This window comes from Rhodococcus sp. LW-XY12, assembly GCF_019317345.1.
Classification (GTDB): Bacteria; Actinomycetota; Actinomycetes; order Mycobacteriales; family Mycobacteriaceae; genus Rhodococcus; species Rhodococcus pyridinivorans.
The window spans coordinates 230098-253808 of the sequence record NZ_CP079226.1 but is presented as its reverse complement, the minus strand read 5'-3'; the positions used below and the strand labels follow the sequence as shown (position 1 = coordinate 253808).

General features: G+C 64.0%; 22 protein-coding genes and 4 pseudogenes. 11 read left to right on the top strand and 15 right to left on the bottom strand.

The annotated features are described in order from the left end of the window. Positions 1 to 669: 669 nt before the first annotated feature. Both KXC42_RS25475 and KXC42_RS27670 read left to right on the top strand, forming a co-directional pair. Complete coding sequence (locus KXC42_RS25475) at positions 670 to 1377, top strand: hypothetical protein (RefSeq protein ID WP_064257648.1); 708 nt, start codon at positions 670 to 672, stop codon at positions 1375 to 1377. Positions 1378 to 2016: 639 nt separating this feature from the next. After that, a complete protein-coding gene (locus tag KXC42_RS27670) occupies positions 2017 to 2349 on the top strand; it encodes a hypothetical protein (protein ID WP_306840015.1) in 333 nt (110 codons plus the stop codon). Positions 2350 to 2437: 88 nt separating this feature from the next. Here the strand turns inward: KXC42_RS27670 and KXC42_RS25465 are convergent, their stop codons facing one another. The 3 genes from KXC42_RS25465 to KXC42_RS25455 form a co-directional block, all read right to left on the bottom strand. Next, on the bottom strand, positions 2438 to 2809 hold the full coding sequence (locus KXC42_RS25465; protein WP_064257650.1) for a helix-turn-helix domain-containing protein: 372 nt from the start codon (positions 2807 to 2809) through the stop codon (positions 2438 to 2440). Then, positions 2809 to 3207, bottom strand: a complete 399-nt coding sequence (locus tag KXC42_RS25460; protein ID WP_064257651.1) for a hypothetical protein — start codon at positions 3205 to 3207, stop codon at positions 2809 to 2811. The genes KXC42_RS25465 and KXC42_RS25460 overlap by 1 nt, the downstream gene beginning before the upstream one ends. 372 nt (positions 3208 to 3579) lie before the next feature. Next, on the bottom strand, positions 3580 to 4974 hold the full coding sequence (locus KXC42_RS25455; protein ID WP_064257652.1) for a DUF4041 domain-containing protein: 1395 nt from the start codon (positions 4972 to 4974) through the stop codon (positions 3580 to 3582). A gap of 920 nt (positions 4975 to 5894) precedes the next feature. Between KXC42_RS25455 and KXC42_RS25450 the strand changes: the two genes are divergently transcribed. From KXC42_RS25450 to mcrC, 3 genes are all read left to right on the top strand, one after another. Further along, the gene (locus tag KXC42_RS25450) at positions 5895 to 6467 is read left to right on the top strand and encodes a hypothetical protein (RefSeq protein WP_219130582.1); all 573 of its coding nucleotides are present in this window, start codon (positions 5895 to 5897) and stop codon (positions 6465 to 6467) included. A gap of 250 nt (positions 6468 to 6717) precedes the next feature. Next, complete coding sequence (locus KXC42_RS25445) at positions 6718 to 8961, top strand: AAA family ATPase (protein WP_082921202.1); 2244 nt, start codon at positions 6718 to 6720, stop codon at positions 8959 to 8961. Next, a complete protein-coding gene (mcrC, locus tag KXC42_RS25440) occupies positions 8958 to 10010 on the top strand; it encodes a 5-methylcytosine-specific restriction endonuclease system specificity protein McrC (protein WP_064257655.1) in 1053 nt (350 codons plus the stop codon). The genes KXC42_RS25445 and mcrC overlap by 4 nt, the downstream gene beginning before the upstream one ends. 10 nt (positions 10011 to 10020) lie before the next feature. Here the strand turns inward: mcrC and KXC42_RS25435 are convergent, their stop codons facing one another. Beyond that, complete coding sequence (locus tag KXC42_RS25435; protein WP_156666277.1) at positions 10021 to 10314, bottom strand: hypothetical protein; 294 nt, start codon at positions 10312 to 10314, stop codon at positions 10021 to 10023. Between KXC42_RS25435 and KXC42_RS25430 the strand changes: the two are divergent. The 4 genes and pseudogenes from KXC42_RS25430 to KXC42_RS25415 form a co-directional block, all read left to right on the top strand. After that, positions 10307 to 11188 (top strand): annotated as a pseudogene (locus KXC42_RS25430) (IS256 family transposase); the annotation flags it as partial. The gene KXC42_RS25435 and the pseudogene KXC42_RS25430 sit on opposite strands and share 8 nt — an antisense overlap. Positions 11189 to 11325: 137 nt before the next feature. After that, positions 11326 to 12681, top strand: a complete 1356-nt coding sequence (locus KXC42_RS25425; protein ID WP_068158111.1) for a helix-turn-helix domain-containing protein — start codon at positions 11326 to 11328, stop codon at positions 12679 to 12681. Then, positions 12678 to 13499 carry an IS21-like element helper ATPase IstB gene (istB, locus tag KXC42_RS25420; RefSeq protein ID WP_068158116.1) on the top strand — a complete coding sequence of 274 codons (822 nt, stop codon included), beginning with the start codon at positions 12678 to 12680 and terminating at the stop codon, positions 13497 to 13499. Before KXC42_RS25425 ends, istB begins: the two co-directional genes overlap by 4 nt. A gap of 62 nt (positions 13500 to 13561) precedes the next feature. Then, a pseudogene (locus KXC42_RS25415) lies at positions 13562 to 13996 on the top strand (transposase); the annotation flags it as partial. A gap of 24 nt (positions 13997 to 14020) precedes the next feature. Here KXC42_RS25415 and KXC42_RS25410 read toward each other — a convergent pair. From KXC42_RS25410 to KXC42_RS25395, 4 genes and pseudogenes are all read right to left on the bottom strand, one after another. Further along, on the bottom strand, positions 14021 to 14176 hold the full coding sequence (locus KXC42_RS25410) for a hypothetical protein (RefSeq protein WP_156666319.1): 156 nt from the start codon (positions 14174 to 14176) through the stop codon (positions 14021 to 14023). A gap of 125 nt (positions 14177 to 14301) precedes the next feature. Then, positions 14302 to 14538 (bottom strand): annotated as a pseudogene (locus KXC42_RS25405) (transposase); the annotation flags it as partial. A gap of 44 nt (positions 14539 to 14582) precedes the next feature. Further along, positions 14583 to 16538, bottom strand: a complete 1956-nt coding sequence (locus KXC42_RS25400) for a tyrosine-type recombinase/integrase (RefSeq protein WP_064257806.1) — start codon at positions 16536 to 16538, stop codon at positions 14583 to 14585. Continuing rightward, the gene (locus KXC42_RS25395; RefSeq protein ID WP_064257805.1) at positions 16535 to 17590 is read right to left on the bottom strand and encodes a tyrosine-type recombinase/integrase; all 1056 of its coding nucleotides are present in this window, start codon (positions 17588 to 17590) and stop codon (positions 16535 to 16537) included. The genes KXC42_RS25400 and KXC42_RS25395 overlap by 4 nt, the downstream gene beginning before the upstream one ends. Positions 17591 to 17683: 93 nt before the next feature. Between KXC42_RS25395 and KXC42_RS25390 the strand changes: the two are divergent. Continuing rightward, positions 17684 to 17941 (top strand): annotated as a pseudogene (locus KXC42_RS25390) (transposase); the annotation flags it as partial. A gap of 114 nt (positions 17942 to 18055) precedes the next feature. On the opposite strand, the gene KXC42_RS25385 reads toward KXC42_RS25390, so the two are convergent. From KXC42_RS25385 to KXC42_RS25360, 7 genes are all read right to left on the bottom strand, one after another. Then, positions 18056 to 18670: a DUF2510 domain-containing protein gene (locus KXC42_RS25385; RefSeq protein WP_024100410.1), complete on the bottom strand. Its 615-nt coding sequence runs from the start codon at positions 18668 to 18670 to the stop codon at positions 18056 to 18058. A 623-nt stretch (positions 18671 to 19293) separates the two neighbouring features. After that, positions 19294 to 19653, bottom strand: coding sequence for a hypothetical protein (locus KXC42_RS25380; RefSeq protein ID WP_064257446.1), 360 nt, complete (start codon positions 19651 to 19653; stop codon positions 19294 to 19296). Next, positions 19650 to 19937 carry a hypothetical protein gene (locus tag KXC42_RS27525; protein WP_231912113.1) on the bottom strand — a complete coding sequence of 96 codons (288 nt, stop codon included), beginning with the start codon at positions 19935 to 19937 and terminating at the stop codon, positions 19650 to 19652. The genes KXC42_RS25380 and KXC42_RS27525 overlap by 4 nt, the downstream gene beginning before the upstream one ends. 14 nt (positions 19938 to 19951) lie before the next feature. Continuing rightward, a complete protein-coding gene (locus tag KXC42_RS27520) occupies positions 19952 to 20116 on the bottom strand; it encodes a hypothetical protein (RefSeq protein WP_231912114.1) in 165 nt (54 codons plus the stop codon). A gap of 161 nt (positions 20117 to 20277) precedes the next feature. Further along, a complete protein-coding gene (locus KXC42_RS25370; protein WP_064257447.1) occupies positions 20278 to 20727 on the bottom strand; it encodes a hypothetical protein in 450 nt (149 codons plus the stop codon). A 109-nt stretch (positions 20728 to 20836) separates the two neighbouring features. Then, positions 20837 to 21508: a hypothetical protein gene (locus tag KXC42_RS25365; protein WP_082921156.1), complete on the bottom strand. Its 672-nt coding sequence runs from the start codon at positions 21506 to 21508 to the stop codon at positions 20837 to 20839. A gap of 9 nt (positions 21509 to 21517) precedes the next feature. Then, entirely contained in the window at positions 21518 to 22531 is a 1014-nt protein-coding gene (locus KXC42_RS25360; protein ID WP_156666232.1) for a hypothetical protein, read from the bottom strand. Between the two features lie 70 nt (positions 22532 to 22601). Here KXC42_RS25360 and KXC42_RS25355 point away from each other — a divergent pair, with 70 nt between their 5' ends. Beyond that, positions 22602 to 23249: a TetR/AcrR family transcriptional regulator gene (locus KXC42_RS25355; RefSeq protein WP_082921157.1), complete on the top strand. Its 648-nt coding sequence runs from the start codon at positions 22602 to 22604 to the stop codon at positions 23247 to 23249. Positions 23250 to 23711: the final 462 nt, after the last annotated feature.

Genomic DNA, 23711 nt, shown 5'->3' with positions numbered 1-23711 from the left:
CGCTGCGCGGCTCGACGGTACTCCCGTCACGTTGCCGCCGAACGCGTCGCTGCGCTCCGCTCAAAATCAAAATAACAGTCTCACCAACACAATTCATCGACACGCTATTGACTCCCCCCACCCGAATGAGAGACGGGGACGCACTGCCCCCGTCTCTCTCAACCCGTCCCGATGTCACGCACCCATCATACCCCACCACACCAGACACACCCGGACACTATACGAACCAGATAGCATTGAAATACTCATGCTACCAACCAAATACGACACAACACCAATGTTCCTATGCGCAAAGTCACTCAAAATCACTGTACGACAATATATTTATATAGATATATTGCAGCACAACATAATTCAAAAACGCCCAAAACCAGCATCACCAGGCCCCGCGCGCACCCCGACGCTCCGACCCCCGCACGCATCCGCCGGCCCCAGTCTCCGGCACCCCACCACAACGGGACATGGCATCACCCCAGGTCACAACCAAAAAACACCCACCAGCACCGACACCACACTGCAACCAACCCACCGGAGGCGGCCCGGGTTCCCCGGAGCGGTGGCGCAGTGCAATCCGCAACAAGGATCCACGCACGGCCCAACCAGCGTCAAACGGTGTGGAAGCCCTTACCGGCGATCTTTCTGTCAGGGGTAGTTGCTAGGTTGCCCGCCATGAGCGCACTCTCCGACTTCTTCACGCAGCCCGGCTTCTGGTGGGGCGTTCCCGCGGGCACCCTCCTCGGTGCGGTGGTAACTGGAGGATTCAACCTGGTCTCGACCAAGAAGAGCGACCTTCGCAAGATCGATCAGGAGAACGATCTCGACGCCCGAAAAGCGGAACGCGAGCAGGAGCAACGCAATCAGGCGATCGTCTTCGAAGCCGCCAGCAGCTACGCCACCACGGCATCAGACATGCTTCTCGCTGTCATCGATGAAAATAAACTCTTCAACTTTCTTCGCGACCAAGTGCTGTCCGATGCCGGAGAGATCGACCCAAATGCCATGGAGAAGATGGCGTTCGTGGAGACCCAGGTGACCGAGTTGAAACGTCTCGGTTTGTCGCTGAGCAACCTGAAGCTGTTCGCCTCCACTGAACTGCAGGATGCAGCAGTACGCGTCTTCGAGGCACTCCGGACGGTAGTCAGCCAGACCACCGAGCCGATGGCGAAGAACGCGGCGATGCAAGCCGCAGCGATCGAGCTGGACAAGTTCGTCAATGTCTTCCGCCAGGAACGCGGGCTACCCAAGTACGAGACTTCCGACGCGGCACGGGCGCAGGCAGGGTATGTCGAGACCTTAAAGGAACAGGTCGAGACGTTTCAGGAAGAAGCACGGCAACACATGCGTGCAGCAGGGTTCACCTCGACGCCGTGGGACTAACGAACACCCGCATTCAAGCTGCACGGCGCACCCCTTCCGCGGCAACGACGGGGGCATCAGTGCGTACCTCAGCTATCCAGCGCTCAACACCAACGCGCCCGCCTACACAGAAAACCGCCAACCTACACAGAAAACCGCCAACGTTCGGCAGGTCGACATCCGGGGCGTCGATATCGGCACGTCAATGTAGATGTCGTGATTCGGGTCATCCTCGGTGTTGGGCAGACGGTCCAGGCCGTACTGCTCCTCAAGCTCCCTAAGGCGCTCAGCTGCCTCCTGGGCTCGGCGTTCTTCATCAGTGCGACAGATCCTGGTGGCGCCGACTCTCATGTTCCATACAGACACTTCCGCACACCCTCGAGCGGATCGGTGCCTCGGTGGCCTCGGCCCGCTCCGCCGGTACCCGCCGCACCTACGCCCCGGTACGGCGGACATTCACCACCTGGTGACGAAGCGAGGGACACGCCGCGTTGCCGGCGCATCCGGTGACCCTCGCCGCATATCTGGTCTCCGCCGCCGACACCCTCACTCCGGACGGCACCCGCGCCTACGCCCCCGGCCACTTTGGCGCACCATCTCACGGCGATCGCGCATCATCACCGCGAAGCCGGACACTCCAGCCCCACCGGCGATGACCTGGTGCGGCAACGATGTCCAGGATCCGCCGCGACTACGCCCACCGCCGGAGACCGACCCCGCAATCCGCGGGCACCGCTACTCACCGCCGACGTCCTCACCATCGTCGACAAAGCCCGCTCGAGCTGCCGGAGTCGGGCCGATGAGGTTCTGGAACGCCGCGATGCCGCGATCCTGCTGCTCGGTTTCGCGGGGGCGGTCCGGCGCAGCGAACTCGTCGCCCTCACCTGCAGGGACATCGCGGTGCATCGGCTCGACGGGTTGCACATCCGGCTGCGCAAATCCAAGACCGACCAGGAGGGCCGCGGCACGATTCGGGCCCTCGCAGTGCACTGACGACTGACAATGACCGGCCCATGCGAGCAGCTGACAACCAGAACGAGACGGCGTCCCGGACGATGCCGTCCGGGACGCCGCTACCGCATCATGCGGGTGTCGATGACGCGAAAGTGTCGAGGTCGAGAGCGATCTCGACACCGTCCTTCTCCACGACGATCTTCGCGTGCACCGCACCGGTTGCGGCCAGGTACTGCCGCAGGGTCGAGAGCAGCAGATCATCCCGGTTCTCAATCCTCGACACTGTGCCCTGGTCGGTGTCGAGGATCTTCGCAACTTCGGTTTGCGTCAGGTTGCCAGCCTTGCGGATGTCCGCGAGACCTTGAGCATAGATCCGGTTGACCTCCGCACGTTCGGCCGCGTAACGGGCGACGTCGTCGGCGATTAGCGGGTCCGCGGCCAGTCGGTCGATACGGTCGTTTCCGCGGGTGAATCGGGTCCGGTCCAACGGTTCGGCCATCACTGATCTCCTTCTTCTGCCTGGAACTTCCATGCTCGGATCGCGGTATCGGCTCGGGGGCCGACACTGTTGTAAAACACGTCACCGATCCTCGACTTGTCGCCCGCAAACAGCGCCACCACCACGGTGTTGCTGTTCGGCGGGAACCAACAGATCAAGCGGAACGCAATGCCAGGGTCGAAAGGACGGGCTGTGCGCCACACCGGATACCGACCCAACTGACGTACCCGCTTGAGGTCAGGCTTGTCCTCGTCCGGAGGCCCGGGCAGATCCCGCAGCAGTTTCAGTGCGTCGACAGCCCGAGCAAGGATGCGCCGAGAATGCTCGTCACCTCCTCTGGCTTTGACTTCGATACGGTCGAGCCAGTCCCAGAACCCTTCCGGGGCATCTACGTCCACACCCCCAATATGGCATCAAAACCATATGTCGTCAAGGCCATACAAAGTGATGTGTCAGCCGCGACCTCGGCCCCAGATCAACACACCACCAGCAAGACGGGCCGACATCGCACCGGGTGCACACAAGGCGAACGAACCCCTCTGTCCAACCTGCCAGTGACGATGTCACCGCAGTCATCCCGGCACCGTCGCGCAGATCCGTCGGCGCCCGCAAACTGTAGACGAACAAGGGGCAGCGCTTGTCGTGAGTCACCATGAGCCTCACGGGATCGGGAGCTCTTGTCGATGGGTGTGCGTCGTCAATATTCCACGCACGCAGATGTATCCGAGCCGGCCCCAACTATCCGCCGGGGCCGCCCCACAGTCCACCGGTCAGAATGCGGCGTCCTTCTTCCCGATGCTGAGAAGGTATTCCTCCGCCTCGGGTTCGGCGGTGAACGAAAGCACCTCGCCGACGTGCCGACCTAGCACTTCGAGGACATCCTCGGGAGTGGCGTAGAAGAACTCGCGTCTCGGGTTCACCTTGTTGACCCGCCGTTCGGCGAATGCTTCGTGCAGTCTGGCTTCGACGGTCACCGCGTCCTCGGAGAAGAACAAGGCGTGCACGTCGAAGCGGAACGGCACCGATGCGTCACCGAGTTCACGCACCCTGTCCATCGGGTCGAGCCTGCGGGTCATCCCGATCTTGACCATGTTGATTCCGAAAGCGCCCATATTCGAGATGACGTAGACGTACCCGGCGCGGATGTTCGCTGCCCGATAGTCGACGTCATCGATGGCGCGCTGGACATCAACGAGCTTGGATCTCAGGCGTTCGGCAGCAGCGCTGTCGCCGTTCGCCTCCAACGTGGCCAAGGCCGATTGGTAGTGCGCCAATTCCTTGTCCAGCTTGGCGCGTTCGGCGGCCAGTTCCTGCTCGGCTTTGCGTTGCTCGCGCAACTCCTCGCGCCGCGCGCGTTCGGCTTCCTTTTCCTCCTGGACCTTCTGGTGGACATCGGCGGCCAGTTCGAGTTCCCGCAATCGAAGGCGGTGATAGTGATCTGTTACGCGTAGAGCGATCATCTGCCCCTGACGGGCAATCTGTTCGGAAGCCTTGAACAGTCGTGCGGACGCCGCCGCGAGATTTCCGGCCTTGACGGTCTTGACGCAGTTCTCCGCCTCGGCGTTGTAGGCGCGCAGCATGATCTTCGACATCTCCGAGACGAACTTTCGCCCCTGCGTTGCGGAGTTGTTGAACGTGAAGTTCGAGGTGGCGGTGATCGCGGTCTTGTCGCGCACCGCCTGTTTGATCGCTGCCTGCACGCGGGCGAGTTCATCCTTGAGCTGTACGGACGTTTCTGCCGGGTGGTGATACCGGTACAACGCCACGGTCTGGAGTTCTTGCTGACTGTGGGCTTCGACGAGTTCCGCTCGTGCTGCGGTGATCTGCGCGGCCAGGTTGGTGTGTTCGGCGCGCAACGCGGCAACCTGGTCGTTCAGGCGCGCGGTTTCGGCATCGAGCGCTGCTACCCCACCGAGCCCCATCTGATCGACCAGACGGCGCAAGCGATCCACCTCGGACTGCAGCTCCTGGGCACGCTTCTTCGCATTGAACAGCGTGATGCGCTGCTGCGAGGACTCCGGCGAGCTCGACGGCGGTAGGGACTCGGACGGCTGTACAGATTCCGGAACGAGCGGTTGGGTCGCAGAGGTCCACTGGGTTCCGTCCCACCAGCGCAGCTGCGCGGCGCCTTCGGGATCGGGATGCCATCCAGGTGGTGCAGTCATCGCCAACAGATATCAGATCCCACCGCGCTCGTGTCATCGGGGATATGCCATCTGCGTGGCATTTCGCCGTGCCCCACAGACAAGACCGGACAAATCCGGTAACCGTTCCGGACCGTCCGACGATCCACCGGATATGAAGACCGCGTTTCGACTTGCTGCCCTCGGGCTCGCCGCTTTCGGCGCACTCACGGCCTGCGGCAGCGGTGCCGCACCGAACCCCTCGATCCCGTCCCTGGCCAGCACTCCGAGCCACCACGCTCGCCGAGCTGGGACAGGTGCTCGGGCTCTCCCTCAGCGAGCTCGTGCGGTCGGTCCTGGGCCGAAACGGGGTGCGGGCACTGCCCGACGAGTTGATCGCCGAGGTCCGTGCCGCACGCATACCGGTCAGCGCGGTCCAGCGGTGGGTGTGTAGTCGGAAAACAGCCGGCGGTGGATCGCGTCCGTCATGTTCGGTCCGGGCGCGGTCTGCTCCGCCGTGGGGTCCGGCCGGCGCCGAGGCTCGCGCGGGTCACGGCGACGGTCGGATGCGTCGGTGCTGCGATAGTCCATGTGCCATCACGCTTTCTGCTCGATGAACGACGCGGAGGGAATCGGGGTCAGCATCGATGATGCCATCCCCAGCACCACACCGTCGTCGACCACGAGGCCGCATCCATCGACCCCGGCACCGAACCGCGCAGCGGAGAGCCGTCACCGGCGCTCGAATCACGTACGTCGGTACCGACGGAACACAATGGGGTTTCACCGTCGACGCTCCCGGCGGTGGTAGCGGTATCGCCCGGGCGAACGATGGCTCCATCGTCTACACGGTGGGAAGTTCGCTCTCACGTACGGGAGAGGTGGCGCCCGGCTGGGTGACTCGAATCCCTCCAGGTGGTGGTGCCGCCCAGATCCCTCTCGCAGTCCACAACCCCTGCGATGTGGCCACTGACAGCACCGAACTCGTGGTCCTCGACTGCGGGACCGGCAATGACGACGCGCAGGTCATCCGAGCGGACATCACCAGTGGCGACATCACTCAAACGGTCACCGGATTCGTACAACCACGCGGTGTCGATCTGGACCGGGCCGGCAACATCCTGATCGGGGATGCGCAGTTTCGGGACGGAGATTCGGCGGTTGTGACAGTCAGGCGTGATGGAACCCGCACCGAGACCGCGGTACCCGGGTTCGACCTGCTCGATGTCGCCGCTGCAACTGACGGATCGCCCGTGCTCGCGGGTGCAGAAGGCGACGCTCCCCGAATCGTCCGCCTCGGAGCAGATGGCACCCGCACTGCGCTGCCCTTCACCGGTGTCGTCTATCCTACCGGTGTTGCAGTCGGACCCCAGGATGCGGTCACCGTCTCGTATCTCGAGGGCAGCAGCACCACCTCCACCAGCCGTGTCGTGAAACTCGTTCCGGATCCCGCCCCCGAACCGGAACCAGAGCCGGAACCGGAACCCACCCCGGTATTACCGCCGATTCTCGGCAGCAGTGGCAGCAGCGAATAGCTGACATCCCGCCCTTTCCCGTCGTCGATCAGCATCGTGTCCTTGATCGACGACGGGCCAGCTGGTAGCACGATGCAGCTTTACGCAAAGTTTGGGCCGGAGTTCAGTGGAGAGCCCTTGCGTATCGGCTCGTTCGACCCCGTCGTCGACCAGAGCCCTGCGTCTTTGCCGCCGCGACTTGAGGTTTTCATCGCTAATCGCGGGGGGACGCCTATACCTTGCGCGGGTAACGATCGGGCAGACTGCAGACATGGCCAATGATCATTTTGATGTCGACTCAGAGTTTGCCCTCGAATCTTCACGGCCGGTCCCTGACATGAAGATCGCGCGCGAGATCGGCGAGGTGTTCACTCATATGCTCGGAGACGGTCGGTCCGTGATCGACCCGGCGACCACGATCTGGACAGCTGAGGCGGCAGAAGAACTTCGGGCCAGAATTGGGGACAACCCCATCGTCGGAAAGGACCAGGGCCAATGGGAAAAGCTCGACCGGCAACTTCAAGGAGCATCTCGTGAGGTCGTGCTCCTTGCGGCCGAACTCGTCTTCCTACGAGAGCACGCGCTTCGGTCGGCCCGCCCCGAGACACGCAGGGCCCATGTCGACCGGGTGCTGACGCATCTCGACTCCCCTTTGGCAATCCCGGAGCCAATGTCCACCTGGCTTGACCGCCCGGCCGGGACCGCAGGGTTCGACCCCGGTTCCTGGTACAACGGGGTACTGTGGCGACACGTCATTTGGGCTTCGACCTTCGTGCGCCACTGGACTGGCCTGTCGGAGGCCGAGCGCGAGTCAGCGCGGAGCGATCCGTGGGAGCTGCAGCGCGTCATGCTCGCCTCCGGTGACGACCGCTCCGACATCCGCAACGCCCTGCAGTTCCTTGCGCGACCCGATGTGTTCGAGCCGATCTCTTCGGCCTCGATGAAGGTGAAAATCCGTGATGGTCTGGCCGATCGAATCGGCGGGGCGTCAGGCGGCACCCCTGGCTCGATCGACCGCGATCTACTCGCGATCCGCGCCGCCCTCGCTCACGAGGTCGAGGGACCGTTCCACTTCTGGACACCTGGGGTAGCGGAGCTCTGGGACGCCTCCCGCGCTGAATCGACTCTCACAGACGTTGAAGTCGGTGAGCTGGTTGAGCCTCGTCCACGCCACTACTGGCTTTACTCCCCTGGGCCGCAAGCTTCGGAGTGGGAGGAGTTCTCGTCCAGCGGCATCATGGCGATCGGTTGGGACGAGCTCGACGACCTCGCTACGTACCCGAGTCGAGAGTCGATTCGACAGGCACTCGACGTCGAGGGGACCGGCGGGTCGTTGAGAAACGACGTTCTTGCAGTGTGGGAGTTCCAGAACGAGATCGCCGTGGGCGACATCGTCTATGCCAAGCGCGGGCGGCGCGAGATCGTCGGGCGCGGCGAGGTCACCTCCAGCGCCCGGTTCGAGCCGGGTCGCACCTCGTATCGCCATGTGCGCTCAGTGAAGTGGACCCATATGGGGTCCTGGGAGCACCCCGGGGATGCCGCAATCAAAACACTGACCGATATTACGAGCTATCACGACTACGTCGAGAACCTTGAAGAGCTCATCGCCGGCGAGGAAGAGCCGGAGTTGCTCGGGACTCCGACGCCACTTCCGGCTTACGACAAGACGGCATTCCTCAAGGAGGTCTATCTGCCGGAGGAGCGATACGAACGTTTGCGCTCTCTGCTGGCGCGGAAGAAGAGCGTCATCCTCGCTGGCCCGCCCGGTGTCGGGAAGACCTTCGCCGCAAAGCGCCTGGCATACTCGATCATGGGGGTGAAGGATCCGAGTCGGGTCCAGATGGTCCAGTTCCATCAGAGCTACTCGTACGAGGACTTCATGATGGGATACCGGCCCACCGAGACCGGTGGTTTCACGCTCACTGAAGGGCCGTTTTATCGCTTCTGCGAGAAGGCCCGCGCCGACGACACCGACCGGCCGTACTTCTTCATCATCGACGAGATCAACCGCGGCAACATCTCCAAGATCTTCGGCGAGCTGCTCATGCTCATCGAAGCCGACAAACGCGGACAAGACCTCCGACTGTTGTACAAGAACGAGACGTTCTCCGTCCCCACCAACGTCCACATCATCGGCATGATGAACACCGCCGACCGCAGCCTTGCCGTCCTGGATTACGCACTGCGTCGTCGCTTCGGATTTTTCGAGATGACCCCGGGCTTCCACTCTGCCGGATTCACCCGTTGGCAGCAAGACGCTGGAAGTCCCACCCTCGACCGCCTCGTCGAAGTGGTCATCGACCTCAACAAGACCATCGCCGACGACCCCGCACTCGGCCAGGGCTTCGCCATCGGACACAGCTTCCTCTCCAGCCCTCCAGAAGGCGCCACCGACGATGAATGGCTGTACTCGGTGGTCGAGGACGAACTCATCCCCCTTCTCGACGAGTACTGGTTCGACGAGCCGACCACGGCCGAGGAGTGGGCCAGCAGGCTCAGGGCCGCCGTCGCATGACCGAGAGGTCCATCGCTATCCGTAACGTGTACGTGATGATGGCCTATGCCTTTCGAGCGATCCGCAGCGAAGGCAACGACCGAATCGCGGCCGAGGCCTTCGACCATCTTCACGATCTGTTCGCGGAAATTCTCGTGCGTGGCGTCGGCACACAGGTCAAGCGCGGTCTTCATCGCGACTACCTGCACCGCAGCGAAGCGCTCGCCACCATTCGCGGACGTATCGATATCACTCGCACCGCAGCCACTCGCTCTACGTTCCGAGGAAGGCTGGTGTGCGAGTTCGACGAGTACGAGCTCGACACGCCCCACAACAGGGCGCTGAAGTCGGTCATCGTCCTACTCCTCCGCCACGGTGATGTCGCCGCGCCCCGCCGGGCTGCGCTGCGTCGGCTTCTGCCATACCTGGACGCGGTGACGCTGATCGCGCCGACATCGATCCGCTGGCGCACGCTGACCTACCACCGCGCCAACGCCACATACCGGCTGTTGCTCGGTGTCTGTGAACTGATCGTCCGCGGGCTCCTCCCCACACAGGATGCCGGAAGCACCAAGCTCACCTCATGGGTCTCGGACGACGCGATGAGCAGCTTGTATGAACGATTCCTGCGCGAGTACTACATCGTCCACCACCCCGAACTCTCCCCCACCGGCTCCACCGTCAAGTGGGACTACGACGATGCAGGCGCACTCGGAGCCGAACAGCTCCCGGCAATGCGCACCGATGTCACACTGCGGCGTGGACACCGGGCACTCATCATTGATGCGAAATATTACGGCCGATCGATGCAGGCCGGGATGTGGGGCAAGCCGACTGTCCACTCGACCAATCTGTACCAAGTATTGACGTACGTGAAGAACGCCGACGTGAACCGCGACGGCTCGGTCAGCGGGCTATTGCTCTATGCGCGTACCGAAGCACCTGCGCAGCCCGGACTGGACGTCGTCGTCCAAGGCAACCGCATCGGCGCTCGAACACTCGACCTCAACCGTCCATGGAACGAACTCAGCACTCAGCTCGAAGACATCGTCACATGGCTTCAGAACTAACACATTGTTCCTACAAGGACGTAATGCATCGAAGCTGACTTCCAACCCCGTATTTCCACCACAAAGAACTCTCGGCGGCGGCAGGTAAGGCGGAGAGCAGGGCACTGATCGACATCCACCGCGGGCTGACGTCATCGGCGCCGACCTTGTCGAACTTTGTGACACATCCGTACAGCGCACGAGCAATGATCAGAACCTGTGGATCCCGGGCGGGCGTGCCTTCCCGGAAGATGATCTGCAAGGAATCCGAATTCTGATCAAGACCAGCGTTGGCGCGCTGGCGGGAAGGCACGCCCGTGCTCACGGTAGTAGACAACAACGACGACTCCAACGAGACCCGCAATGCGGCCGGTGCGGGCCGGTCGTTGCTCGACCAGATCGTCCGCGACGGTGCCCGGCAGATGCTGGCCGCGGCGTTGCAGGCCGAGGTCGCCGACTATGTAGCCCGGTATGCCGGTGAGGTCGACGAACACGGCCACCGACTGGTGGTCCGCAACGGATACCACGCCGAACGTGAGGTCGTGACCTCGGCGGGTGCGGTGGCGGTGAAGGCGCCCCGCGTGAACGACAAGCGGATCGACCCCGATACCGGCGAGCGCAAGCGGTTCTCCTCGGCGATCCTGCCCGCCTGGGCTCGCAAGTCCGAGCAGGTATCGGAGGTGCTGCCGCTGCTGTACCTGCACGGCCTGTCAACCAGTGACTTCGGGCCGGCGCTCGAACAGTTCCTCGGCACCGGCGCCGGACTGTCCGCATCCTCGATCACCCGGCTCACGGCCCAGTGGCAGGACGAGGCGAAGGCCTTCGGCACCAGGGACCTCTCGCAGGTCGACTACGTGTACCTGTGGGTCGACGGAATCCACCTGAAAGTCCGCCTCGAGCAGGAAAAACTCTGCCTGCTGGTAATGCTCGGGGTCCGCGCCGACGGCCGCAAGGAACTCGTCGCACTCACCGACGGCTACCGCGAATCGACCGAGTCGTGGGCCGATCTGCTGCGCGGCTGCCGCCGCCGCGGGATGCGCGCCCCGGCGTTGGCGGTCGGCGACGGTGCGCTCGGGTTCTGGAAGGCGCTGCGGGAGGTGTTCCCCGACACCCGCGAGCAACGCTGCTGGTTCCACAAGCAAGCCAATGTTCTTGCTGCGCTCCCGAAGTCGGCGCATCCGGGCGCGTTGGCGGCGATGTGATGGCGCTCTTTGATCCTGCTCAGACCTGCTCACCGAAAGTGCTCACCCGTGTGGCTCCGCCGATGAGGGCGGGTCTCCTTCGATGCTGGTGGTCTCTGACCACGCACCAGCACCCCGAAGGAGACCGCTTTCTCATGTTGACATGGGAGGAAGACGTGGAGATCCACGCACTGCACAAACGAGGCTGGACGATCTCGGCGATCGCCCGGCACACCGGCCGAAACCGGCGCACGATCCGCAACTATCTGAACGGCACCACCACCCCCGGCATCCGTAAACCCGCTGGTGAGGATCCGTTCGAACCGTTCGTCGACTACGTCACCGCTCGTCTGACCGAGGATCCGCATCTGTGGGCACGGACCTTGTGCGACGAACTCGAAGACCTCGGCTACACCGCCTCGTATCAGACGCTGACCCGCCAGATCCGGCAACGCAAGCTCCGGCCCGTCTGCCAAGCCTGCGCGTGCGCGACCGACCGCCCCAACGCGGTCATCGACCATCCGGCGGGGGCGGAAACCCAGTGGGACTGGGTCGAGCTGCCGAACCCACCCGCCTCGTGGGGCTGGGGTAAGACCGCATATCTGCTGGTCGGATCGCTCGCGCATTCGGGTCGGTGGCGCGGGGTGCTCGCCCCGGCCATGACCCAGCCGCATCTGATCGACGGCCTCGACCGGATCTGCCGAAAACTCGGCGGCCTGACCCACACCTGGCGATTCGATCGAATGTCGACGGTCTGTTACCCCGACAGCGGAAAAGTCACTGCCTCCTTCGCCGGGGTCGCCAAGTATTACGGCGTGTTGGTGGCGATCTGCCCACCGCGGTCCGGCAATCGCAAGGGTGTCGTCGAGAAGTCCAATCACACTGCGGCCCAGCGATGGTGGCGCACCGTGGCGGACGAGCTCACCGTCGAGCAGGCCCAGGCGAGCGTGGACAAATTCTGTAGTCGACGCGCCGATGCCCGGATGCGGGCCACCGCCGACGGCAAGGCCCCGGTGCGCACCGTCGCCGACCGGGAACCGTTGACGTCGATGCCGAGCAGTCCGTATCCGGTGGTGCTCAGCGAACCGCGCACCGTCTCGAGGCAGGCGTTGGTGGCCTACCGCGGCAACCGCTACTCGGTGCCCCCGGAACTGGCCGCAGCGCAGGTCACCGTCACCCGGCAGCTCGGCGACGAGGTGATCGACATCGTCACCGCCTCGCAGATCACCGTCGCCCGCCACCGGTTGGCGCCGGACGGGGCCGGCGCCGTGGTGCGCGATCACGGCCACGTTCACGCCCTTGAACAGGCCGCGATGGCCGGTGCCGCGGCCGGAGGCCGACCGCACCGCCGCAAAGAACGCATCCCACCCGGACCCGAGGCGCTCACTGCGGCAGCAGCATTGCGCACCAACACCACGGACCGCCACCCACCGTCGACGACACCGCGATCGACGGTGGTCGACCTGGCCGCCTACGAGCGCGCAGCCCGCGGAAGGAACACCCTCGTATGACCACCACCCCCGACACCACCGCGACCTCGGCAAGTCTTTATCAGCGTCTGCGAGGACACTTGGCGACGCTCAAGTTGCACGACGCTGCCGAAGCGCTGCCGTCGGTGCTCGACCGAGCCCAGAAGGACGGTCTGTCGATGACCGCAGCGCTCGAACAGCTGCTGTCGATCGAGGTCGACGCCACCGAAGCCCGCCGCCTCGCCGGGCGGTTGCGGTTCGCGTGCCTGCCCACCCCGGCCTGTCTCGAGGACTTCGACTTCGACGCCGCCCCCGGCCTCGATCGGGCATTGATCGCCGAGTTGGGCACCTGCCGGTTCCTCGAAACCGCGACGAACGTCCTGCTCATCGGGCCGCCGGGGGTCGGAAAGACCCACCTGTCGGTGGGCTTGGCGCGGGCGGCCGCGCATGCCGGTTATCGCACCTACTTCACCACCGCCGCCGATCTGGCCGCCCGCTGCCATCGCGCTGCGATCGAAGGCCGGTGGGCGACGACGATGCGGTTCTACGCCGGCCCGACGCTGCTGGTGATCGACGAACTCGGCTACCTACCCCTGCCCGGCGAGGCCGCCTCCGCACTGTTTCAGGTTGTCGCGCAACGCTATCTGAAGACCTCGATCATCATCACCACCAACCGGGGTGTCGGAGAGTGGGGTGAGGTCCTCGGCGATACGACCGTCGCCGCCGCGATGCTCGACCGGCTTCTGCACCGATCGGTGGTACTCAACCTCGACGGGGATTCCTACCGGCTGCGTGATCACCACGCCCGGTCGGAAAAGCTCCGTCAAGCCACCACCGGCACCCGGCAACCGCTACAGTGAACCCGCCCACGAGTGGGCACTTTCGACGAGCACAAGCGAGCACCTTCGCTGAGCCTCATCAGATGAAGGAGATCTACAACGCGGAGGACATCGACAAGGCCCAGTTGGCGATCGCGGCGTTCGAACGCGACTACGGCGCGAAGTACCCGAAGGCGGTGAAGAAGATCACCGACGATGCCGACGTGCTGCTCGAGTACTTCCGGTATCCAGCCGAGCATTGGGTGCACCTACGCACCACCAACCCGATCGAATCCACCTTCGCCACAGTGCGATTGAGGACCAAAGTGACCAAGGGCCCGGGTTCGAGGGCGGCGGGGATGGCGATGGCCTACAAGCTGATCGAGGCCGCGCAGTCCCGGTGGCGGGCGATCAACGCGCCACACCTGGTCGCGCTCGTACGGGCCGGCGCTCTGTTCCACAAGGGCAAGCTCCTCGAACGGCCCGTCGATATCACCCCCGAACCGTCACCTGATTCGCCGGTGTCCGAGGTCGCCTGACGACCCTCGATCCACAGGATTTGACTATTTCTCACAGCGCACCGGGGCGGGAGTTGACAACAACAGATTGCCGTCCCGACCGGCGAACGGCACGAACTCGGGCACAAACGTCCCCGTCGCCTCACCCGTGGCATTACCGGTGAGCGATTCGGCGTCGGCGTCTTCATCGAGCTCGCCCACACATCTCCAACTCCAGTCGACGCTCGTCCACTACCCGATCCAGATCGAACGATAGCGCCCCGTGGAGTGGTGGACTTCGGATTGGCTCTGCAGCACACGTAGCGATCAACGAGTCGTGCTGAATACTATGCTGTTTCGCTTGAGCCGGTCAACGACAACGCCGGTTCGGTAGCGTGTTCCTTCGCGGCGATCACCGCACGGAGCTCGTCCATGCTCACATCCGAGACATAGCGGCGGGTGACCTGCCATTCGTCGTGCTGCTCGATGACCACCGCGGTCGCCAGACGCAGGAACGCCGCCGGGTTCGGGAAGATCTCCACGACATCGGCTCGACGCTTGATTTCCTTGTTCAACCGCTCGATTATCCGGCCCTCAGGGATGAGATCAACCCTGATCTCACATCGAATCAGCGATCGAGACGCTGCAAGTGGTCGGTCAACGCCTCAGCGACACGATGATGCCGGGCAGCTTCATCGGGCCATCCACGGTCACGAGCATCGACCTCGAGAGCCTGGATGTCGGTGCGTTGCGCCTCGAGCGCGCCGCGGAACTCAGGTCCGGTGACGAAGTTGTCGCAGGTCTCGCAGATGTTGGCATAGGGACACGCACCCGCGCTCTCGTGACGGGAACAGTAACCGTGGGCAACACGCGTTTTGAGCATCTCACTGCCGAGCCAACTCACCGCGTCGGGGACGATCGGTTTGCCGACCGGAGTGAGCGTGAACCGCCGCCGCATCTTGCCCATCGCCTGGTCATAGGCATCCCGCAACGTCGGTGAAGCCAAAGTGGCGTAACGCAAAGTCATCTGCGGAGTGACATGCCCGAGCAACGCCATCAACGCCTGCAGGCTCATCCCGGCGTTGGCGAGTTCGGTGGCCCAAGTATGCCGCAGCTGATGCGGGGTCACCACCAACGGCGCACCCCCGGCCCCACGCAGTCCGCAAGCCTCGACGGCAGCGAGCAGACCGTTGCGCAGCCGGGTCTGGCTGAGACGGCGGCCGTGTGCGACGAACAGGAAATCGGTCAACTCTCCGGTGCGGGGATGCGGCAATGGCCGACAGATACCACGCCCGCCGGTCCACTCGTCCAACGCGGCGATAGTGGTCGCCGAGAGCGGGACCATGCGTTCGGTGGCGAGCTTGCCCAACGGAACCTTGAGCCAGGTCCCGGCCGGGCCGTAATCGATGACGCTGCCGAGCTCGAGATCCAGTAGCTCCCCGACCCGCAGACCGGCTCCGCGCAGCACCGTCAACCCGATACGAGCGAACGAATCATCCAGCTGGGAAACCGCATTCATCACCGCAGCATCGATGTCGGGCGGCAATGCCCGCGGAAGCGGTTGGTCGAGTTTCGGGACGTCGGCGGCGAAGACCAGACGGCGCGGTGGGGCCTGCTCCCAGCCCCATTCGGTGATGTCCTCGAGCAGGTTGCGCACGCTCAGTACCGTCGATTGGATCACGGCCTTGGAGATGATGCGCCCGGCCCCGGCAGCGGCGCGTTGCCCACGCCAGGTGCGGGTGCGATTCCAGACGAGGAAGCCCTCGATGTGACTGCGGTCGAGATCCTCGAGGGAGGTGACCTCGGGATGGTTGGTGGTGAGGTAGTCCGCGAACGGCAGCAGGTCGTTGATCAGCGATTCGGCCGATTTCGGGCGGAGCACCGATGCCCGGACGGTGACGTAACGCAACAGGGCCTCGCGGATCGGATCGGCCATCGGGGCGTCGGCGAAGCGTTGGGCGTAGGTGCGGGCCCACGGTCGGCGCCGTGGTGGGGTGTCGACGATGCGGGCCTGAAACAGCATTTGTCGCAGTCCCGCGATACGGTTGCGGTAGGCGCGTTTCGATGTATCCGGGATTGACTGTGTGGCAGCCAATGCGGCGTCGAACTCGCCGACGGTCTCGGCGCTCACACCGCTGACGGAACCGCCGTGCCAGGCGAGCAGCACCGCCAGGCACTCGCCGAGGACGGTCTCGACCCATTGCGGTGTCCACCCCAAAACCAGGCCGGCGGCCCGGACCGCGGCGAACCCGTCCGGGTCGCGGTCCTCGACGGCCCGGCCGAGTCCGGTGAGGTTCTTGACGGCCGCGAGTTCGAGGTCGAGCCGCAGGTTGCCGCGTCCGATGAGGTGACACAGCAGTGGCCAGGCCCCGGTGCGGCGTAGTTCGGCCAGCCGGTCGGCAGCGGGTCGGGTCATCCAGTCCCGCAAGTCCGGATGCGTGGTGAGGAAGGTGGTCGCGATGAGGGTGCGAGCGCGCACCGACCTGTCGCTGAGCCCGAGGCTGGCGACGTGCTCGAGGTAGTCGGTGAGCACCGCACCCGGTCCGGCCGGCAGGACGACCGTCGCAACCACCGCGGTGCTCATTGTCGTGTTCCGGCGAGACTGGCGCGGGCCGCGCCGTATTCGGCGGCGAGCTGCTCGACCGACAAATGCACATATTCGGCAGTGGTGTCCGGAGACACATGCCCCATCAATTCTCGCAGCACCATCAGATCGATTCCGGCGGCAGCGAGTTCGGTGCCGTAGGTGTGGCGCAATCGGTGCGGACGCACCCTCGTCGCACCGGAGAGGTCCCGGTGCCGCCGGAACAGCGACCGCAGTCCCGCCTCGGTCACCGGCGCCCCCGCGGTGGGGCCGCGCAGCACCACGAAACACTCCTCGGTCGCCAACCCCGGTGGCCGTTCGAGGCGCAGATAGGCCGACAGTTCGGTGAAGAACACCGCATCGACCGGCACCACCCGTTCCTTGCAGCCTTTGCCGAGCACCCGGAGTCGTCGCTGGCCGAAATCGACGTCTGCCAACCGCAGGGATCGCACCTCGGCGTTGCGCAGCCCGCCGAACAGCATCGCCCACAACATCGCTCGATCCCGATGGGTGCGCAGCGACGCCGCAAACTGCTCGATCGCGTCGGCGTCGAGGGACTCGGGCAGTAGCCGCGGTTGGCGTACCAGCCTGCCTCCGGCTCGGGGTCGGCCCGGCCCGAGGTGTCCGAGCAGTCCTCGCGCTGGTGGTCGCAGTCCCTGTCCGCGCCGCGGTGAGGGCACCGGATTTTCGGTGCGTATCCCGGTCATCACCAGGTATTCGAACAATGCGCGTATCGCCGCGACTCGTCGGTTGATCGTCGATGCCGCAGTGCCCCGATCACCTCGTGTCGCCATGCCTGGGCGGGGTTTGCGGTGCACGTTCTGCCAGTCGACCCACTCGAACACCGTCACCGGCGTCACCGCAGCCACCGTGAGGTCGCGATCGAGCAGGAATCGGGCCAGATTGAGCACGTCGAACGCATATGCCCGCACCGTTGCCGAACTGAATCCGCGTCCGGCCAGATGCGTCAGGAACGCGTTTGCTGCTGCGCATCCTTCCCATTGGCCGTCGATCACATGCCCGTTGCTGCTGATGCGCACCCGAACGGTCATTGTCCGCCGCCTTTCGATCGGAGCCGACACCGCCAGCATGCGCCTCAACCGGTCGTCGGCTCAGGACCTCACGCTGCAACCGTGATCGTGTCGTGGGAGGGCCGGTTAACCGAGCGGCTCAACCGCGAGATCCGCCGCCGCACCGACGTCGTGGGCATCTTCCCCAACCGGGATGCCATCGTCCGCCTCATCGGCGCCGTCCTGGCCGAGCAGACCGACGAATGGGCCGAAGGCCGCCGATACCTCGGCCTAGAAGTGCTCAGCCGCTGCCGGCTCACCCTGACCACCAACACCGACACCAGCCAGGCGACGGAGGTGAGCACCGATGAACTGATGCAACTACCCGCCTGACCACCAACGAAGGATCAAAAACGAGTTACACCACTACCAGGGGCTTGACCCTCAGCAACACCCCTCACGCAGCACCGTGACGGCAGTCGGCGCCGGCATGAGCTCCTGCTGCGCTCAGAAGGTGTCGTTGATGGTGATCCTGTCGTACGTCGCTGGGAACTTGTCGCCACTGGAGCAGTTCAAGGACGTGGTTTGACCGACCGGGATCTGTTCTGTCGTGCAGTCGACGAGCGCCACTACCTCGTTTCCGTCCATGAACTTGATCTCCACGAACGCGCCGTCCCTGTCACCTCGCGCATTGGTCACCTTCAGGCCCTCTATCTGGACGTAACCGAGTCCGTCCTGCGTGACGGACCATCCGGGTGCGTACTGGAAGCCCGAAACCTCGAAGGGTTGACCCTCGGAAATCGTCAGGGGGTTATCGGGCCCGCCAGGGGCAGAGTCCTGGGCCTCCGCGGTTTCGATTGCCTCGTTGACCTCGTTCGCGGCAACAGCGAGGAATGCGATACAGCCACCGATCGCCAATACACCCACTGCGACCAGCGCCAATAAGATGTTGCGCACGGTGTGCGATTTCTTGGGCGGCTGAGGTGCCGACGGAGGCGGTCCGCTGTTCTGTACGCGATCGGTCCACCGGCTTCCGTCCCACCATCGCATGACACCGGATGGGTCAGGGTAGTAGCCGGGTGCGGGCGAACCGGCACCGCCGGGATTCGATGCGTCAGACATCAGTGGAATCCTTTCCGCTGGTGGACGTTCGGTTTCCATCGAACGTAGTCACGGGAAGTACGTTCGGTCGCGTTTTCGGTCACGATGTAGTCCCGCATCGGTGAGATGAATCCTTCGAGATGCACAGGCGCTTTCCGGTTGGGGTCTCGATGTCGCCGATGTTCAGGAGGATCCCTGAGCATCTCGATGGAGCGACCCGCACGACCATCAGCAGGATTGCCCGGACCGAGTTGCTCGTCGTGGGCGAGATCGGGATGCTGCCGCCGGGGTCAGGCTGCCGCCGAAGCGTTCACTGTCTCATCGGTGTTGCCGATTCGCGGCGCGGCGTCGTGGTGATCAGCAACCTGCATCTGTCCGGGATCGACACGATCGTGCCGAAATTCTCGCGTCGGCTGCCGTCGAGGGCTGTTTGCAGCGCGGCGGTACCGCGGCCCCCGCGAGATCGAAGCACGGGCGCACACAAAGGAAGCAGTACGCGCCAAACTGATTCCGCGTCGACAGATGCATCAGTCGGCGTGACGGGTCGATAAGGCCGGTCTGCGAAGCGAAGAACAACGCGGGACTGTGGTCCGCATAGTCACACAGCCGAGTACGCATTCGATGACAACGTCCTCCTTGAAAGATCACTCCATCTTTTCGGGGTGCGCTGTACCGGCATACCTCAACCACAACGTGCGCCGCTCGACGTCCATCAGATACCAGATTCGCCTGTCGGCAGTGACCTCGTACTGCCACTGCTCCCTCTCACTACCGTTGCGCACCCCGGACGCGAGCGTGCCTTCGAGCCGGTGATGACGCGTGGTGGGCACTTGCTCGACCTCGCGGCGCCGCATCTCCTCGTAGGCCACCAACGTGTTCGCCGGCGCCTGCCGACACAGCTCGTCCCAGCCTTTCGCAGCCTCGTTGGTCGCGAACCGCAGCTCCCACAGAGAATCGGAATCGGATGCCGGCAGCGCGACCTGCTTCCCTCGTTCAGGGCTCACAGCTCCGGCACCGGCACAGTTCCGAAATCGCCCTCGGATGGCGTCGACAGGATGCGGGCGAGCTCCGGGTCGGCATACACCTCCGCGGTATGACGCCACATCTCGATGGCGCGGGCCGCGAGAGCCGGATTGTCCAGGGATGAGCCTGCGCACAGCGATGTGATGAGCTCGTTGATGAAATCGGCGCCTTCCTCGTCGGAGAGGTAGCTCACCCACGGAAACGCCGCCTCGACGACAGTGCGGACAAGCCCGGGATTGTTCGCGTGCAGCAGGGCATCGACCATGGCCGTCGCCGCTGTCAGGACCGCACGTTCCTGTCGGCTCGGGTCGCTGTGATCAGGACCAGATCTTCGTCATCGCGTCGGGTCACGCGCAGCGGGCGCGTGCCTGAGCGCTGCCACGCCGACAGCGTCGCTTTGCCCTTGTTCTGGATGTCCGAGAACGGAACCTCATGCGCCGACATACTTTCAATTTACTTTTAAAGTATGCATTCGGCGAGGTGGTCCTAGGGGTAGGCCGTGCTCGGTGGGAGTCAGCCGAAGTCGACGCCGATCCCGCTATACCGTGCGCGTCGTTCCAGCGATCGGGGTCGAACGCGCTCGCGGGGCTGAGAGGGTCACCGGCTCACGTGTGCCGCCGCTGACGCTGTGTGGGGGCGCTCCTGGTCGTCGTGGAAGCCGGTTCAAGGGTGACCTGCACGCTGATCCGAGGTCCTTCCCGCTTGATCTCGACGCGGACCTGCGCCCCCGTAGGTGCCGGTAATGCCTTGTCGAGCAGGTAGGCGCAGATCAGGCGGTCGTGGATTTCCGGCGCGACGCCGAGTACGACTGTGCTCGAGACGGCTGCAGCGCCATTCGATGCGCGGAAGGCGGTAACGAGTTCGTCGACGATGCGGTCGAGCCGCAGCGCGGTTGCTGTGGTCACCTTCTGGCGGCGCCCCAGAGTGTTCGGTGCACCCTGGCGGGGTGCGACCCATCCTGCGCTGCCGAGTGTGGAGGTCCAGCGCGCGGCATGGGCACGCCGAAGTGCGGTGGACGCAGTCCGTGCACGCAGCGGCAGAGACGATCTCGCCATCAGTCGATCCTTATCCGTGGATGTAACGCTGGATCAGGGCGCCGAAGCGCGCATGCGCCATGCGCAGGCCGGTAATACGTTGTCCCTTGTCCGCCATAGTCGCTAAGCCTCAGAGGACACGCGCGGCGTCTTTTCGAGAACCTGTGCAGGGTTGGTCGAGTTTCCATACCTGGAGATCGTCTCGGTGTTGGTGGACGATGGCCATCAACGAGCTCAAGTCTTCGACATCCTTCGGGTGATGGCGGCTGTTCCAGGCGAGAGCTTTGAGCACGACCGCCGATTCCACGTCCGGTATGCATACGGTGAACGTGGTGGAATCACCGTTGTAGAGCTGGGCGTGGACCGTCACGTCGAGCGGCTGGGAGTGCAGTGCGAGGGACAGTCCGGGAATGGCGTCGAAGCCGAATTTCTTGTCGCCGAGGAATTTTGTTTCTCGTCCTTGTCCGGAGGTCGCTGGTACCAGCAGGTCGACTGCGAGGGGATGGTCGGGATCGCCGGAGGGGGCCTCCCATCTGTTCCCCCGGACGCGCGTGTATCCGCGGCCTACGAGTTTGGTGTCGAGGTCGGGACTTCCTGCGATTTCTGGCGAGATGCCGGCGTCCGCGTCGGCGGTGGCACGTTGGTGTGCGTCGCTGGTGGGATAGACGTAGGTGAGCAGATGGACCATGTGGCCACCGATGACCCGATAGTCGAGACCTGCGGCTGCGGCGGCCAGGTCCGCAAGGGCGCGAAGACCGAGATCGGCTGCGTTCGATGCTGATTGGACGACGATGTCGGTCACTGCCGGCGGCTATCTACGTACCGCGCCATGAAGGATCGCGTCCTGTAGGTGTTCGGCTGCGTCGAGTGCGTCTGTTCCTTCACCATGCATCACATCGTGCAGCGCAATGATCGGGTCGACGAACTCGGGGGTTGAGTCCGTGAGGACGGCGGCGGTACGCCAGAGGGTGGGATCTTCTGGGACGGTTGCTGTGAAAGTGTACTCCTCGCGGGAAGCGACGCTGAAGCCAGCAGGAACGAAATCGAGAAGTTCGCGCATATAAAGCGCCGCAGTGACCGGCATGCGCCACGGTGCGTAATGGTCAGCGGCGATGTCTCCCGTCTGGAGACAGCAAACGTCCATGTCGCGGCACAGTTGTCGTGCATCGGTGATCTGCCCAGTGGGCGCGTCGAGTCCGTACCAGTAGGTGCAGGCACCTCCCGGGCCGGGATATTCGTCGAGGAAGCGGGTCAACAGCTCTTGCCGTCGGTGGACCGTCCAGCCGCCTTCTACCGGTTCGACATACTCGTGGCCTTTGAGAGCTTTCGACACAGCTTGGGGTGTGGTGTGCAGGTGGCTGGCCAGGATCCTCTGGGGCAGCGGTTGGGGGGACAAGAGCAGGAGGCGTTCGATCGCCCACCGGATCCACGGCGGTCGCCCCCTGCGGCGGAGCGGTATGTGGTCGGGTGTGGGTTCTTGATTGATCGTCGTGGAGTAGTCGGTGCCGTCGACGATCAGACGCCGTTCATCTACAGCGAGCAGGTGGACGGCCGAAGCATGGGCCAACTGTGTGAGATGTGAAGTGGCGCGCGCAACAACGAGAAAGAGCTTCACGTCGCGTTGCTTCTTACGTTGCGCGTCGACAAGCTTTTTCAGGGCGCTGGGCGTGGGAGGCGACGCGGACGCTTTCATCCGCACCGGTAGTACTCGCTGGGCCGGAAGGGCGAGCATCCAGTCCCCGAGGGAGCCGTTCGTTTCCACCCGGACGTCGGCAGCGCGAAGCACGCTCAGTGCGTCCGTGACCAGCTCACTTGTCGATCGCATGGCTCCTACCAGATCAACTATTACTCTGCAAACAACTTATAGTGTAGACGACTGAATTAGGTTGATCAGCATGCCGCGCTGGCATTCATGGCTGGGTAAGCTCCTGCAAGGCCGCAGGGAAGAACTGTGCAGACGACGAGGGCCACATGCGTACAACCTCCGCCGGGCGCGGCCATCTCGTAGCTACATGTATCGGGAAGGCTATGCCGGTACGAAGCTGTCCGACATCGCGGAGATCGCCGGAATCAGGACCCCGGCGATCTACCGGTACTTCCCTTCACGTGAAGACCTCGTCGATGAGGTGATGGCCGTCGGGCACCACCGGTTCATCGAGCATGTGACTTCCGTGATCGACGCGCTTCCTCCCACGGCGACGCCACTGGACCGCGTACTCGCAGCGGTAGCCGGGCACCTCGAAGTCGCCTTGACGATCTCCCACTATGCAGCGGCGTCCACGCGCAATATGAGCCAGATGCCCGAGAGCATCCGGGATCGGCAACAGGAACTTCGCCGCGAATACGGTGCGATCTGGCGACGTCATCTCGTGGAGGCCGAGGAGGCCGGCCAGTTGCATCCCGATCTGGATCTGCGAGCTGCTCAAGGGCTGATCATCGGCGCGCTGAGCTGGTCCAATGAGTGGTGGGATCCTGAACGCGGCACCCTCCAATCGCTGATCCGCAATGCTCAAGCTCTCGTCCGCAACGGCAACGGCCGTTGAGACCTCATCCCGGAGGATCTGCGTTTGTTCTCCCCGGCCCAGCATGGTCGGGCCGGTAGTCGTACTCGGACAGTAGGTGCAGGCACCTCCGGCGTCGGATTCTCATCGAGAAAACGCGTCGACAGCCCCTGCCGTCCGTGGACCGTCCAGCCACCTTCTGCCGGTGCCACATACTCGTGGCCTTTGAGCGCTTTCGACCCAGCCTGGGGTGAGGTGTGAAGGTGGTCGGCCAGGACCTCGGGCTCGATGTCCGCCGTGCCCTCCTGGTGGATGCAGCACCTCGCACCGCACCTGCGGGTCATCCTCGATGGCAACATCGGACCGATGGCCAACGCCAAAGCCGACCGCAACTTCATGGGTTGGTCGGCCATGCCATCCGATCCCATACTGTCAGCGGTCCTCGACGCAATCTCGAGGCAGAAGGAAAGACGAGAGCAGGAACCAACGTGTAGTTCCTTCCCG

Excerpts from the sequence above, each read along its gene's own strand:
- KXC42_RS25455 (WP_064257652.1), bottom strand. The coding sequence starts at position 4,974 with ATGACTGCACCACCTGGATGGCATCCCGATCCCGAAGGCGCCGCGCAG.
- KXC42_RS27520 (WP_231912114.1), bottom strand. The coding sequence starts at position 20,116 with ATGTCGGCGCATGAGGTTCCGTTCTCGGACATCCAGAACAAGGGCAAA.
- mcrC (WP_064257655.1), top strand. The coding sequence starts at position 8,958 with ATGACCGAGAGGTCCATCGCTATCCGTAACGTGTACGTGATGATGGCC.
- KXC42_RS25385 (WP_024100410.1), bottom strand. The coding sequence starts at position 18,670 with ATGTCTGACGCATCGAATCCCGGCGGTGCCGGTTCGCCCGCACCCGGC.
- KXC42_RS25425 (WP_068158111.1), top strand. The coding sequence starts at position 11,326 with ATGTTGACATGGGAGGAAGACGTGGAGATCCACGCACTGCACAAACGA.
- KXC42_RS25400 (WP_064257806.1), bottom strand. The coding sequence starts at position 16,538 with ATGAGCACCGCGGTGGTTGCGACGGTCGTCCTGCCGGCCGGACCGGGT.
- KXC42_RS25355 (WP_082921157.1), top strand. The coding sequence starts at position 22,602 with ATGCCGCGCTGGCATTCATGGCTGGGTAAGCTCCTGCAAGGCCGCAGG.
- KXC42_RS25465 (WP_064257650.1), bottom strand. The coding sequence starts at position 2,809 with ATGGCCGAACCGTTGGACCGGACCCGATTCACCCGCGGAAACGACCGT.
- istB (WP_068158116.1), top strand. The coding sequence starts at position 12,678 with ATGACCACCACCCCCGACACCACCGCGACCTCGGCAAGTCTTTATCAG.
- KXC42_RS25395 (WP_064257805.1), bottom strand. The coding sequence starts at position 17,590 with ATGACCGTTCGGGTGCGCATCAGCAGCAACGGGCATGTGATCGACGGC.
- KXC42_RS27525 (WP_231912113.1), bottom strand. The coding sequence starts at position 19,937 with ATGGTCGATGCCCTGCTGCACGCGAACAATCCCGGGCTTGTCCGCACT.
- KXC42_RS25445 (WP_082921202.1), top strand. The coding sequence starts at position 6,718 with ATGGCCAATGATCATTTTGATGTCGACTCAGAGTTTGCCCTCGAATCT.
- KXC42_RS25475 (WP_064257648.1), top strand. The coding sequence starts at position 670 with ATGAGCGCACTCTCCGACTTCTTCACGCAGCCCGGCTTCTGGTGGGGC.
- KXC42_RS25360 (WP_156666232.1), bottom strand. The coding sequence starts at position 22,531 with ATGCGATCGACAAGTGAGCTGGTCACGGACGCACTGAGCGTGCTTCGC.
- KXC42_RS25370 (WP_064257447.1), bottom strand. The coding sequence starts at position 20,727 with ATGGCGAGATCGTCTCTGCCGCTGCGTGCACGGACTGCGTCCACCGCA.